This is a genomic window from Rubrilithobacter danxiaensis, assembly GCF_047272945.1.
GTDB lineage: Bacteria > Bacteroidota > Bacteroidia > Sphingobacteriales > Sphingobacteriaceae > Rubrolithibacter > Rubrolithibacter danxiaensis.
The window spans coordinates 32,144-45,778 of record NZ_JBKOPS010000002.1 but is presented as its reverse complement, the minus strand read 5'-3'; the positions used below and the strand labels follow the sequence as shown (position 1 = coordinate 45,778).

12 protein-coding genes are annotated in these 13,635 nt (G+C 40.1%); 9 read left to right on the top strand and 3 right to left on the bottom strand.

Annotation, left to right across the window (positions count from 1 at the left end; translation table 11 throughout):
- Nucleotides 1-132 precede the first annotated feature (132 nt).
- The 3 genes from ACLCDL_RS02225 to ACLCDL_RS02215 all read left to right on the top strand — a co-directional run bounded on the left by ACLCDL_RS02225 (nucleotide 133) and on the right by ACLCDL_RS02215 (nucleotide 3,353).
- Nucleotides 133-1,761, top strand: a complete 1,629-nt coding sequence (locus ACLCDL_RS02225; protein WP_423146397.1) for a carboxylesterase/lipase family protein — start codon at nucleotides 133-135, stop codon at nucleotides 1,759-1,761.
- Between the two features lie 141 nt (nucleotides 1,762-1,902).
- On the top strand, nucleotides 1,903-2,550 hold the full coding sequence (gene trhA / locus ACLCDL_RS02220; protein ID WP_423146396.1) for a PAQR family membrane homeostasis protein TrhA: 648 nt from the start codon (nucleotides 1,903-1,905) through the stop codon (nucleotides 2,548-2,550).
- A gap of 68 nt (nucleotides 2,551-2,618) precedes the next feature.
- Nucleotides 2,619-3,353, top strand: coding sequence for a DUF481 domain-containing protein (locus ACLCDL_RS02215; RefSeq protein WP_423146395.1), 735 nt, complete (start codon nucleotides 2,619-2,621; stop codon nucleotides 3,351-3,353).
- Nucleotides 3,354-3,999: 646 nt separating this feature from the next.
- On the opposite strand, the gene ACLCDL_RS02210 is transcribed toward ACLCDL_RS02215, so the two are convergent.
- Nucleotides 4,000-5,865, bottom strand: a complete 1,866-nt coding sequence (locus ACLCDL_RS02210) for a M1 family metallopeptidase (RefSeq protein WP_423146394.1) — start codon at nucleotides 5,863-5,865, stop codon at nucleotides 4,000-4,002.
- A gap of 126 nt (nucleotides 5,866-5,991) precedes the next feature.
- Here ACLCDL_RS02210 and ACLCDL_RS02205 point away from each other — a divergent pair, with 126 nt between their 5' ends.
- The 6 genes from ACLCDL_RS02205 to ACLCDL_RS02180 all read left to right on the top strand — a co-directional run bounded on the left by ACLCDL_RS02205 (nucleotide 5,992) and on the right by ACLCDL_RS02180 (nucleotide 9,635).
- Nucleotides 5,992-6,558: a hypothetical protein gene (locus ACLCDL_RS02205; protein WP_423146393.1), complete on the top strand. Its 567-nt coding sequence runs from the start codon at nucleotides 5,992-5,994 to the stop codon at nucleotides 6,556-6,558.
- Nucleotides 6,539-6,979: a TolB family protein gene (locus ACLCDL_RS02200; RefSeq protein ID WP_423146392.1), complete on the top strand. Its 441-nt coding sequence runs from the start codon at nucleotides 6,539-6,541 to the stop codon at nucleotides 6,977-6,979. Before ACLCDL_RS02205 ends, ACLCDL_RS02200 begins: the two co-directional genes overlap by 20 nt.
- A 149-nt stretch (nucleotides 6,980-7,128) precedes the next feature.
- Nucleotides 7,129-8,148: a rod shape-determining protein gene (locus ACLCDL_RS02195; RefSeq protein ID WP_423146391.1), complete on the top strand. Its 1,020-nt coding sequence runs from the start codon at nucleotides 7,129-7,131 to the stop codon at nucleotides 8,146-8,148.
- A 301-nt stretch (nucleotides 8,149-8,449) separates the two neighbouring features.
- A complete protein-coding gene (locus ACLCDL_RS02190; RefSeq protein ID WP_423146390.1) occupies nucleotides 8,450-9,016 on the top strand; it encodes an RNA polymerase sigma factor in 567 nt (188 codons plus the stop codon).
- 12 nt (nucleotides 9,017-9,028) lie between these two features.
- Nucleotides 9,029-9,409 carry a hypothetical protein gene (locus tag ACLCDL_RS02185; RefSeq protein WP_423146389.1) on the top strand — a complete coding sequence of 127 codons (381 nt, stop codon included), beginning with the start codon at nucleotides 9,029-9,031 and terminating at the stop codon, nucleotides 9,407-9,409.
- A 13-nt stretch (nucleotides 9,410-9,422) separates the two neighbouring features.
- A complete protein-coding gene (locus ACLCDL_RS02180) occupies nucleotides 9,423-9,635 on the top strand; it encodes a hypothetical protein (RefSeq protein ID WP_423146387.1) in 213 nt (70 codons plus the stop codon).
- Nucleotides 9,636-9,817: 182 nt separating this feature from the next.
- Here ACLCDL_RS02180 and ACLCDL_RS02175 read toward each other — a convergent pair whose 3' ends face one another.
- A complete protein-coding gene (locus ACLCDL_RS02175; RefSeq protein ID WP_423146386.1) occupies nucleotides 9,818-10,696 on the bottom strand; it encodes a creatininase family protein in 879 nt (292 codons plus the stop codon).
- Nucleotides 10,697-10,802: 106 nt separating this feature from the next.
- Complete coding sequence (locus ACLCDL_RS02170; protein WP_423146385.1) at nucleotides 10,803-13,634, bottom strand: FAD-binding and (Fe-S)-binding domain-containing protein; 2,832 nt, start codon at nucleotides 13,632-13,634, stop codon at nucleotides 10,803-10,805.
- Nucleotide 13,635 lies beyond the last annotated feature (1 nt).

Here is a 13,635-nt window from a genome sequence, read left to right as displayed (position 1 = left end):
AATTTAATAATTTATCTGATGTTTCAGCAAGTTCTATTTGTATGTCATTAAAGGGCTCTAAAAAAACCTTTTTCCTCTTTGTCTTTAAATCTGTTATGCTTAAGTTCGGTTCTTATTATAAACTTTCCTTTTATGAAAACCTTTTTAAGTATTATACTTCTTGGCGTTAACCTGATTCCTCAGGCGTTCTCTCAGGAAAAAAACAACAAGATGTTTACAGATAACCGTGTCCAAACAACTAATGGAACACTTGAGGGAGTATTGGAACGTTCGGGTATCCGCAGTTTCAAAGGAGTACCTTTCGCAGCTCCTCCTGTTGGCGAATTTCGCTGGAGAGAGCCGCAGCCTGTTAAAAACTGGACCGGCATCCGCAAGGCAGACAAATTTGGCCCAAGAGCAATGCAAAGGTCCGTATTTGGTGATATGAACTTTCGCTCTGACGGCATGAGCGAGGATTGTTTATACCTGAATGTGTGGACACCGGCAAAGTCTCCGAAGGAAAAACTACCGGTACTGGTTTACTTTTATGGCGGCGGTTTTATTGCAGGCGATGGTTCCGAACCACGATACGACGGCGAAAGTATGGCGCAAAAAGGAATTGTAACGCTTACAGTAAATTATCGCTTAAATGTATTTGGCTTTTTCGCACATCCTGAATTAACCAAAGAGTCGCCAAATCATGCATCGGGAAATTACGGATTGCTTGACCAGGCTGCTGCTTTGAGTTGGGTACAAAAAAATATAGCAGCTTTTGGCGGCGATCCGGAACGGGTTACTATTGCCGGAGAATCTGCGGGCTCAATCTCGGTAACCGCTCAAATGGCATCTCCTTTATCCCGGAACATGATTGCAGGGGCAATAGGCGAAAGCGGTTCTATATTAGGTGCTTTATCTGCAGTACCGCTCAACCAGGGCGAGGAGTACGGAGTTAAATTTGCCGAACTTGCCGGAGCCAATTCTCTTGCTGAACTAAGGGCAATGCCGGCAGAAAAAGTGCTGGAAGTAACAGCAAAACCAGGCATATGGTTTACTCCAACGGTGGATGGATATTTCTTCCCAAAATCTCCGCTTGATATATTTGAAGCAGGTGAACAGGCAAAAGTACCTCTATTACTGGGATGGAACTCTGAAGAAAGTAATTATCATGGAATTTTAGGAAATCAAGAACCAACTCCTGATAATTATGCAAGCGCTGTAAAGAAGCTTTATGGCGAACGTGCTGAAGAAATCCTGAAACTATATCCCGGAAATACAAAAGAAGAAATAATACAATCAGCTACTGATCTGGCCAGCGATCGTTTTATTGCTTACAGCACCTGGAAATGGTTTGACGAACATGTAAAAACAGGCCAGCCGGTGTACCGCTATTTCTATTCAAAACCACGTCCGGCAATGGTGGCTTCTATGGGCAATGCGCAAGCCGGACTTGCGGGCGGAGTTATTAAGGGCGATTCGAAAACACCTCCTGCACCACCTGCTACCGGAGCGGTTCATTCTGCCGAAATTGAATACGCCATGGGAAACCTTTCAACAAATAAAGTGTACGACTGGACCAAGGAAGACTATAATGTTTCGAAGATAATGCAGCAGTACTTTGCTAATTTTATAAAAACAGGCAATCCAAATGGAAATGGATTACCAAAATGGACTGCAGCAAACGGAGAAAAACCAATGGTGATGCACATTGATGTAAATACCAGGCAAGAACCGGACGGACACCGGGAACGCTACATGCTGCTTGACAAGATCATGTTAAAATAAAAAACATTAACACATAATGGTTCTAGCCTCTGCAATAGCAGAGGCTTTTTTTATTGAATTTTCTGACAGGAATGAAAGCAGGAATAAATCTTTAAAACAATAATAAAGTGCGCACAGTTACTTTTTTAAGTGTTTGGAAAGATGAGAAGAGATAAAACCCTGCAATATCAGTTTACCCCTAAACAGGAATTAATTAACAGCAGTTTACATGGAATAGGCGTTCTGTTCGGACTTATCAGCATTCCGGTTTTATTATCCCTGGTTTCACATAATACCCTTTACCTGCTAAGCTGCTCGGTTTATAGTTTCGGGTATATTATGACTTTTACCTGTTCAACCCTTTTTCACGGTATTAAACAGCCTACTTTAAAACGAATTTTCAAACGGCTTGATTATATCAGCATTTACCTTTTAATTGCCGGTTCTTATACGCCTTTTGTAATAAATTACATGTATAACGACAGGGGGATATTCCTGCTATCACTTGTCTGGATTCTTGCTTTCATTGGCATCTTCTCGAAGATTTTTTTACCCAGAAAGCATGAACTTATTTCCATTTTCTTTTATCTTTTCATGGGAATGATGTTCCTCTTTGTAAGGGAATCGTTCTTCGACTCCATGTCTGCTAAGGTGGTTTTCCTTGTTATTCTCGGCGTTGTGCTGTATTGTATCGGGCTTGTTTTTTACCTTTGGAGGAGGTGGTTTCACCATCATGCGGCATGGCACCTTTTTGTATTACTTGCAAGCATTTGCCACTTTTCTGCAATCATACTGAGTTTTAATGGATGATAATCCTATTTAACATTATCAACCAGCTAAACATTTATCCCAATTAGGCTTTTATATAACATTACCGTATGTTAAAAGCTGCTTATTATTTGCTCATCTGTATTTTTTACTGCCCTGTAGCGGTAGCACAATTTAGCGATAGTACGCATTATTACCTGAATGCTTCTTCCTCGGGCAATTTAAACAACACTAATACGGGCCATTCATACCTGCTGAATAATGGCCTGCGATTTAGCATAAAAAAGAAAAAGATTTCTTTAAATGCTTCAGAAAGCTGGCTTTACGGAAAGCAGGACAGCAACCTGACGAATAATGATTTCAGCTCTTACCTGGATTTTGATTTCTATCCACGATCGCCAAAATTTTATTACTGGGGACTTGCCAATTATACTACAAGTTATTCTCTTAAGATTAATAATCAGTTTCAAACGGGATTGGGCATTGCCTACAATTTTATTGACAGGGAAAACTTGCGGCTAAACCTGAGTGATGGAATATTGTACGAATCCAGTGACCTGTATATTAATGGAGAGGAACGCGATATTTATCATACTTTCCGCAATTCGCTACGGTTGGTTTTTAAGTGGAGCATAAAGGAAGTGCTGGTATTTGAAGGGACCGGATTTTTGCAAAATTCATTGCAATATAAAAACGATTATATTATTCGTGCTAACAGCAGTGTTTCGTTTAAGCTGAATAAGTGGCTCAGCGTAGGCACTACCGCAACCTATAATCGATTTGAACGAACTACACGGGAAAATTTACTGCTTAGCTACGGACTCATCCTAGAAAAATATTTCTAACCCGTTTACCTAAACATCAAAACCTTATATTAGAGCAAATTATCCATTATGAAACTTCTTCAGCTAACCTCAAACTTCCAGAAATTACTTATAGGGCTAATAGGCATCCTGTTGCTAATATGGCTTGCTAAAGAAGGATATCTGTTAGGACAGTGGCTAAAGAGATTTTAAAAGAAACTTTAGTTACCTCTTTTTCTGTAGATAAGAGACCTTTAATATTTATTGCCTCCCTTGCAATAATTCCAAAGCTATTGCAGCTATATTGCTAAATCTGGAGGCATCAATCTTCTATTTTTTAATTTATCCTTGACTTTTTCATGACAACTCTGAAAATACACTGCCGTACACAGGTCAAAAAAAATTATGAAGTGCTGATCTCCAACACAAATAAAGCCTCCTGCACTAAGTGCAAGAGGCTTTAAGGAGATTAGAAAAACAAAATACACGCACTATAAGTACGACATTCTGTTACTGGTAGATTTCCAGTTAAATAAAAATATATCATAAACAAATCCGCATGAAAGCCCTGTTCCAGGGCTTTATTTTTTCCGGAGTATTTGGTAAGAATACTTAGAGTAATAGTTTTCTTGCCCAGCTCCAACGTTATAGCTGATTAAGTTTAAACCCCTGCATCGCTGCCAACATTCTATTTCTTCCAACTATTATCCTTTGGATTTGCATCCATAAATATGGCGCCATCCAGGGAAACAGAAGCAATTTTTTTAGACGATTTTAAAGCTATAATTGCTGATTTTGAATTTGTTTTCCAAATGGCCGGAGTTTGATGTAACGATTCTTTGCTTCCGTCAGTGTATTCAATTTTCACATCAAACGGAACTGCAAAGCCACCTATGTTTTTAACAGTAATGGAATTTCCGCTTACCTTCTCTACAGCCAGGTCTATGTAATTATTGCTGAAAAACCAGTTATTAAAGAACCAGTTAAGGTTTTGCCCTGATCCGCTGTTCATTGAATTGAAATAATCCCATGGAATAGGATGTTTACCGTTCCAGTTGTCCATGTACACATGCAATGCTTTTTTGAACAGTTCATCGCCCAGTAAATCCTTTAAAGCAAGGTATGATAAAGACGCTTTCACGTACGCATTGTTACCATAACCCGCACCCGAAACCTGAGTCGACATTGAAATTATCGGTTGATCTTCCTCCGCAGAAGGATCGAATATCCAGCGTTTAACTCTGAAATTCTGGTAAGCATTTATTGCAGCTTCTTTACCTATCTGGTCTATTCCAATCAGATATTCAAGTGTTGTTGCCCAGCCTTCGTCCATATAAGCGTAACGGGTTTCGTTAATTCCCATATAAAAAGGGAAGTACGTATGGGCGATTTCATGGTTTTGTACAAATTGTGAAAACTGCGGATCCGGGGTAGATGAATCATTTACCATCATTGGATACTCCATATCCGCGAATCCCTGAAATGCGATCATTTTCGAATAAGGATACGGTACACCTGGCCAGTGAGTTGAAAACCAGGCCAAAGCCTTGTTACTCCAGCTAACCGAACCGGTAAAATCTTTCGCTTTTTCATCGTAAGCTGCCTGAGTGCTTGCTCGCCGCTTTGTTTTACTATCCACAACTACACTGGATGCATCCCAGAGGTAATGGTTACTCAACGCAAAACAAACATCAGAAATATTATTTACGGAAAACTTCCAGGTGTTCCAATCATTTTGTTTAGTCACTTCACCATTTTTCATTTCCTGCGCAGTGGCAATATGAATAATATCATCAGCAGTGTACGACTTTTTTAAACGTTCGGCGAACTTAGGTTGTAATACCTCATCCGGATTTAAAAAATCGCCCGTACCCCAGACTATATAGTTTTTAGGTGCCTTTACACTATAAACATAATCGTTAAAATCATTATAAAACTCCTGACGGTCTGAGTGAGGAATCAAATCCCATCCGTTATAATCATCGTAAACGGAGATTCTGGGATAGGAATAAGCTACATAAAAGGTAGTACTATCGATCTGGCCCTCCCGACCGCTCTGTTTCGATAAAGGATAATTCCAGCTGATATTTACATCAGTAGTTGTTCCGGGTAAAACCGGTTTCTTTAATTTCACAATACCAACAGTTCCCCAGTCTTCACTGTTAACAGAATAAGGCTCGCCGGCAACTGAAAAAGAGGTAATATCAAGTCCGGTGGTTAAAAAGTCAGCACTGGTTTGCCCCGAACGAGGGGATTCGGGCTTGTGAATGTTATTTACAAACCGGATAACAAGTGACTTTAAAGTATCGGGACTATTATTTGTATAACTAATCTTCTCTGTTCCGCTAACAACTTTCGTTTGGGCATTTACGGTAATATCCATTACGTATTTACCGTGGTTTTGCCAGTAATTTTTACCTGGCTTCCCATCAGCAGAACGGGTTCCGCTTTTATAAGCCGCTTTTATATTTCGCGGCATATATAATTGCTGAGCCTGAATGGTGACTGTGAAGCACAAGAATGCTATTAAAATAAATGCTGATATTTTCTTCATCTGTTTTATTTGCTTTAAGGGCTAAATTAAATCAAAAAATGTTATGTGCAGAAGCTTTTTAAAGGATGTTATATAACTAAAAACATTTTCTTTTTTATTCCTTTTTAAAGGGTAACCGAATAAGAAATGATTTCATTAAAAAAGGCAGCTATCTATTTTGTTTTATATTCAGTAATAGCTTCAGGTACCGCATGTAAAAAATCAGAAGATAAAAAAACAGGCAATACAACTCAGAGCGGGATATTATACTATTCTGCTGATGATTTAACTATGTACAATTTTAAAACACGTGAAGAAAAAGTAATTTTTTCTGGTGGCGATCATTATAAATTGTCGGCCGATGGCCAGAAGTTCGTCTGGTATAAAAATAATTTCAGTGATGGGAGTACAACCGTCCAAATCCATTCAATGCAAAACCCGGCTGATTTTATCCCAATATCCATTCCAGCCATATTGGAAAGCACTCCTGAGTTTGTAAACGGCGAGGAACTTCTTGGTGCCCTTGCCCGGTCAGCTGATGAACCTGATACCCGTACAGATCTTATCTTGTTCAATTATCACAAAGAAATTATTGGGCGGATACCTCACGTAAAAGATTTTGCCTTTACTCCTGATAGGAAAGATTTAATCGTTTCTGCCGAAGCAGTTAATAACACCGGTGCAGCAATTGGTTATGCCCCTTGCTTTAGTTAAAGATTTCCGCTCAGCCTCTTCACAACAAAGTATACAGATATGGGAATTTGCAGATTACACTCAACTTCCTGAAGATATAACCATTTCGCCTAATTCTGCTATGGCCGCTTATACTCACATGGATCATCTGTACACTATCCCGCTAAAACAAGGTTCAAATCCTGTTCAAATTACCACATCAAGTTTTAAGGAAGCTGATGCCAACTGGAGCCCTAATGGCAATTACCTTGTTTTTGTAGCTAATATCGCTGATAATACAGATTGCGGAGAAATAAGAGTAGTTCCTTCACAGTCGGCGGGTCCGGTACCTGTTCCCGAAGACGGTTTTGATAACAATCCTGCTGATCCGCTTCAGCCAACTACTAATAATGGTAAAGTAATCCATTCCTGCGGTTCAGAAAGCATCAACTGGTACCCTTAAAGGATTAAATGTTGAGATAACAAAATTAGTACGACCAAAAAGATTCTTTATAAAGGTAGGAGAAATCAATAGTTAAAATAAGATAAATTTTTGGCATCTTTTTAAAAGTTGTTGCGTATGAAGTGTGAATTATATCCACTTATACTTACATGGCCTTTAGTTTATTTACCAAAGAAATTGCAATAGATCTGGGAACAGCAAATACCCTGATCTTTCATAACGACAGCGTAATAGTTGATGAACCTTCTATTGTTGCTTTTGACAGAGGAAACAATAAAATGATTGCTGTTGGCCGGCAGGCCATGCAAATGGAGGGAAAAACGCATGCTAATATTAAAACGGTTCGCCCCTTACAAGATGGCGTAATTGCCGACTTCAGTGCTGCCGAGCACATGCTTCGGGGGATGATCAACCTCATAAACAAAGACAAAAAGTGGTTTTTCCCTTCGTTACGTATGGTAATTTGCATTCCTTCCGGTATTACTGAAGTTGAGAAGAGAGCGGTACGTGATTCGGCTGAAATAGCTGGTGCGAAAGACGTTTTTATGATACACGAGCCAATGGCTGCTGCTATAGGTATCGGAATTGACGTGGAAGCACCTATGGGAAATATGATTATTGACATTGGCGGCGGAACTACAGAAATTGCCGTAATTGCCCTTTCAGGGATTGTTTCAGATCAGTCGATACGTGTAGCAGGAAATAATTTTGATTCAGATATTATTCATTACATACGCCGTCAGCACAACGTAATGATCGGCGAACGGACTGCAGAGAAGATTAAAATGGAGGTAGGATCGGCACTACCTGAATTACTGGACCCTCCTTCGGATTTTGCTATCCAGGGCAGAGACCTGTTAACCGGAACTCCAAAAGAAGTGACAGTTTCTTATACTGAGATTGCCCATTGCCTTGATAAATCAATTTCTAAAATTGAGGAAGCTATTTTACGGGCACTGGAAATTACTCCGCCCGAATTATCTGCGGATATTTACCAGACCGGAATTTATTTAACCGGCGGCGGAGCATTACTTCGCGGCCTTGACAAACGCATTGCCGCCAAAACAAAACTACCTGTTCATGTAGCAGATGACCCGCTTCGTGCTGTTGCTCGAGGCACCAATACAGCACTTAAAAATATAGGTAACTATACTTTTTTAATGAAGTAACAGGATAGATATTAGTCAATAGAGAGATACTTTTAGGTTTATTATTTTGAAAGGAATGCGCTTTGATAGCGCATTCCTTATTAACAGGGTTTCTTGTGCAGTGTTAAATTAAACGCCCAGGATGTTTCAATACCTCCCCGAAATAGTCATCTACCAATTACAGATGGTAACAAAACCAGAAATGTTCCACGTGGAGCAAAACCTTCAAACTCTGTAACTTTTAAAAGTTATAATACTCTTACTGATACATTTTTATTCTTTTTTTAAAATGTATTTCAGCGTTGATCGTCTACCATACTAAATGAGTACCGCAGCTTTGTCCGCAAGTAAAGAAAACAACATCTTACAGGTCGTAAAAAATTATGGCAGGGGATTGCTGAGCTTTATCCGGAAGCGGGTAAAAAGCGATGCGGATGCAGAGGATATTTTGCAAGACGTGTGGTATCAGTTTAGTGCTGTTGCAAATGCCGAACCTATAGAGCAAACCGGAGCATGGCTGTTTCGGGTGGCACGTAACAAGATCATCGACAGGCATAAAAAGAAATCGGAGCAGTTGCTGGAAGAAGGTTCTGATCAGGGTGATGAGGAAGCAGGAATTTTTAAAGAAATTCTGCTGGTAGAAAGTAAAACACCCGAAACAGAGTATGTACGAAGCCTGTTCTGGGAACAGCTTTTTAAAGCACTGGAAGAACTGCCTGAAGATCAGCGGCAGGTGTTTCTATGGCATGAACTGGAAGACCTTTCTTTTGCCGATATCGCCGAACTTACAGGTGAAAAAGTGCAGACACTGGTATCACGCAAGCGCTACGCGGTACTTCATCTGCGAAAACAACTGAAGCATTTATATAAAGAAATTACAGAATATTAAATTTTTTAAGATATGAAACACAAAGCAAAGTTCTTTTTCCTTTTTCCTTTGATAGCAGCTGCAGGCCTCTTCCTCATTGGGATAGTTGTTATGCTGCTTTGGAATGCGTTACTACCTGCTGTTTTTGGCTTAAGTACAATTACCTTTTGGCAGGCATTGGGTTTATTCATTCTTTGTAAGCTATTATTTGGTTTTGGTGGTAAAGGTGGTTACGGAGGTCCCGGAAGATGGTGGAGTATGAAGATGAAACACAAAATGAGGAACATGAGCCCTGAAGAACGTCAGCGTTTTAAAGAGGAAATGTTTAACAGAATGAATTGCTGGAAAAGCCGGAATGAACATTCGTTCAACGATTTTAAAGAGCAATCCAATCCGGCAGCGGCAGAATCTTAATCCTATTTTTCTTATGGAAGTACTCGTATTTAAAACTGATGTTAGTACAAAAACGAAAATCAGGCGGCTCAAACCTCGTCTTTCCTTATTACCTGAAATAAGGAACTGGAACTTCGACCTGCATGACGCAGAAAATATATTGAGAGTAGAGGCAGAAAACCTGGACGGAAATAAAGTAGAAAATGTATTGAAAGAGGCGGGACATTTTTGCGAAGAGCTGGAGTAGCGCAAGAAATAAAATAAGCTGCAGAAATTCTGCAGCTTATAATTTAACCCCTCATCTCTCTATTAAACTTTCTTCCGAACAACCTTCTTTTACTGTTACGTAATTTTTCAATAGGGGGTTGCCTGCAGAAACAAAGGATTAATTAGTGCTTGAAAATTTATCCTAAAACAATCTTAATAGGCTTATTTCTTGTTCAGCTGATCTACCTGATCGTAAAATTTGTCCTGAACTTCTAACGTTTTTGTATCGGCCTTAACTGCTTTTATAACTTTTGTAAAAGAATCTACTTCATGATCTACAATCATTTTACCAAGTTCTTTAGTTGCTTTTGATCCTATGCCGGCATAATGGTTTGGAAAACTGGAATACCACCAGATAGGTGTATAAATACCGGAAGGCAGGTCAGACCGCTTTTGGTCTGCGCCCGATTCCTGATCAGCACGATCCATCTTCATTAATTCCGGGTGCAGGTACAGAAGAGTGGAAGTTTCTGTTTCTCCGCCATGCTGATCGCCTTCAGCAGGCGTTTTACGCATTACACTTAGTTTTTGATTAAAGGCTTTGTCGTTGCTCTCATAAACATTGCAGAAAAAAACTGCATAATTCTTTCGTTTATTTAATAGCGATTGCATAAAGAACCGTATAAATTCAGGATTCCCGCCGTGTCCGTTAACGATGATGATTTTATTAAAGCCATTTCTTGCAATTTCATCACAAGTAGCTTCCATCAGTTTCCAGATAACATCACTGGATAAGGCGAATGTTCCGGGCTGATGCTTTGCTTCGTTGATCTGTCCATAAAAATAATCAGGAAAAGTTACTGCATACTCGTTTTTTACCGCCCGGGCTGCAATGTCACGAACATGGATTAAATCTGTCCCTAATGGCGAGTGCGGGCCGTGTTTTTCTAAAATGCCAATAGGTAGAATACAGGTCCTTGCCGATTTTTCTACCGCTTTCGGAAAATCAGATGCAGTAAGTTCATCCCACCGACTTGGTATTTCCTGCGCTATTCCGACAACAGAAAAGAAGAATAATAAAAGAAATGCTAAGTGTTTCATGTATATGGTTAGTTTAGTTGAACTTAAATTTCATTAAAGAAATTGAAATCCTGTAAGCGGTAATGAAAATATTACTGTTAAAAGCCAAAACTACCCGAACAAAAACTCAAATGGTTTCGTCCACTAAATACAGCACTGATTCGTAATTTTCATTTACTGCAGCAGACATCGCCATTTCGCAGGTTTTGGTTGAAGAATAATATCCGCTGTATTTTTTCTGATTCACTTCCAGCGCTTCGGGTTGAGTTGCCGAAGCAGTAAGTTCAGGAAATAAAAATCCCCGGTCTCCAGCCATTCCGCAGCAACCTGCATATTTAGGTACAGAAACCTGTTCTGCAAAATGGCGGGCAAGGTTAATAAATTTATCCTCTGTTTTAAGCTTCTCCAATGAGCATACCGGGTGAAGTACAACGTCCTTTTTCTTTTGTTTTATTACGGCAAAAGGCATCACCAGGTCATGGAGAAAATCCACACTGTCCATAATAGTTAAACGGTCAAACTTGAACTTGTTATCATCATCCAAAGCGGGACGTAAATGATGCAAAGTAAAGGCGCAGGAACTAACGTCAATTACAACAGGCAAACTGCCTTCTTTAGAAGCATCCCAAAGGAAATTGACAATTTTGTTCACGGTATAATCGTACGCATCTTTATAACCCTTCGAAGAAAAAATCTGGCTGCAGCAAGTGCCTGTTATATTTTCAGGCACCTTAACCCTGATTCCGGTTTTATCACAAATACTCATAAAAGTTTCCAGGATGTTTTTCTCCTTCCCTTTATATGAGCCCATCATACGGGAAATGCATGCCGGGAAATAAACAATGGTTCTTTTTGGATCAGTAACACCACTCCTGTTTTTAATAACAGAAAGATCAGGCGGATAAGATAGTTGCGGTGACCATTGCGGGAAAGCCGGAAAGATTTTTTTTAATCCTCCTGTAAAATGAATCATCGTGTTTTTACCAAAAACCCTGTTAAGGGCAAATCCAAATTTTAAAGCAGCACGGGCACCCCACTCTGCTAACCCAAATTTCTTTGCGGCAAGCAATGCTATTTTATTGGAGAAATCGCTGTGATTTTCTTTTCGTAAGCGCTTTATCAGGTCTCCCGTGTTAATATTAACCGGACAGGCGATCGCACATAAACCATCTACTGCACAGGTATCTATACCGTCGTACTGATATTGATCCAGCAGTAATTTGTAGTTTGAAATATCCCCCTTGTTTTTCAGCTTTTTAAGTTCTCTTCTAAGCACTATTCTGCGGCGAGGCGTGGTGGTAAGGTCGCGGCTGGGGCACCGGTGTTCGCAATACCCGCATTCCATGCAACGGTCAACTTCTTCTTCAACAGAAGGAAGCTCTTTGAGATTTTTTATATGTGCCCTGGAATCTTCATTAATAATTACTCCTGGATTAAGCAGCAAATGAGGATCAACCGCATGCTTTACCATTTTCATTATCTCATAAGCCTTTCCCCCCCATTCTGTTTCCACAAAGGGAGCCATATTTCGACCGGTTCCGTGTTCGGCTTTTAAAGTACCATTGTATTTTTCTACAACCAGAGAAATTACCTCACGGAGAAACTTGTCGTACCGGTCTATTTCCGCTTGGGTATTAAAAGACTGTGTAACTACAAAATGTATATTCCCATCTTTAGCATGTCCGAAAATGATGGCATTCAGATACTCGTGTTTTTTAAAAAGCTGCTGAAGATCCAGGATCGCGTCGCCCAGCTTCTCTACCGGGAAAGCAACATCTTCCAGAATCACGGTAGTACCGCTGGCACGAACAGCCCCCACGGCAGGGAAAAGTCCTTTACGGATTTTCCATAAAAAATCCTGCTCTTTTACATTGGTGGTAAAAACGGGATCATTAAACAAAGAAAGACCTGGTGCAGATAGTAAAAATTGATTTACCCGATCTTCCAGTTCTATTCGAGAAGCTTCCTGAAATTCTACTAAAAGCGCTGCAGCACTTTCAGGCAACGTTTTTACAATTTCCGGCATTCCCGAAAAATTTTCTACGGAATGAAGTGAAGCCCGATCCATTAATTCTACCATGGTTACTCCTGCATTTGTGAGCGGAACTATAGCCTGGCAGGCAGCATAAATATCCGGGAAATATAAAAGGGCAGTTGATTTATAACGATAATCCGGGACGGTTTGAAGCACCGCTTCGGCGATAAAGGCGAGGGTGCCTTCCGCACCTATTAACAGGTGAGCCAGAATATCCAGCGGATGCTCAAAATCAATAAAAGAGTTTAACGAATAGCCGACGGTATTTTTCGTCTGATACTTATAGCGAATCTTATCATAGAGTTCTGTATCAGATAGAACCCGGCTTCGGATATCTGCCAGTGTGTTGTATAATTCTGCATATTCATGCTCAAAACGTGCATAATCTTCCTGATTTTCGGTAGAGAATGTTGTGCCGTCAGGCAAAATAAAACGAATATATTTAGTGGTATGATACGAGTTGAGTTTTACACCGCAACACATTCCGCTCGAATTATTAGAAAGGATTCCCCCCATCATAGCAGCGCTGATACTGGAAGGGTCGGGACCGATTTTCCTGGCGAATTTCTTCAGATAGGCATTCACCATTGCCCCTGTAATACCGGGCTGCACCCGAACATATTCGCCCTCTTTCTCAATCTGGATTTTGTTCCAGTACTGACTCAGGTCTACTAAAATTCCGTCTGTTATTGACTGCCCCGACAAACTGGTTCCCCCTGTCCTAAAAACCAAAGGAATAGTATGCTGATGCGAAAAGCTGAATAACTGTTTTATTTCCTCTTCGCTAACCGGATGAACAACTGCACGGGGTACCAGGTGATAAAACCCCGCATCGGCAGCAAAAGAAACTAAATCTATATATCGTGTTCGAAGACGGCTTTCCGGAATTATTTTTCCAAGCTCTTCTTTTATTGAAAAACCCATA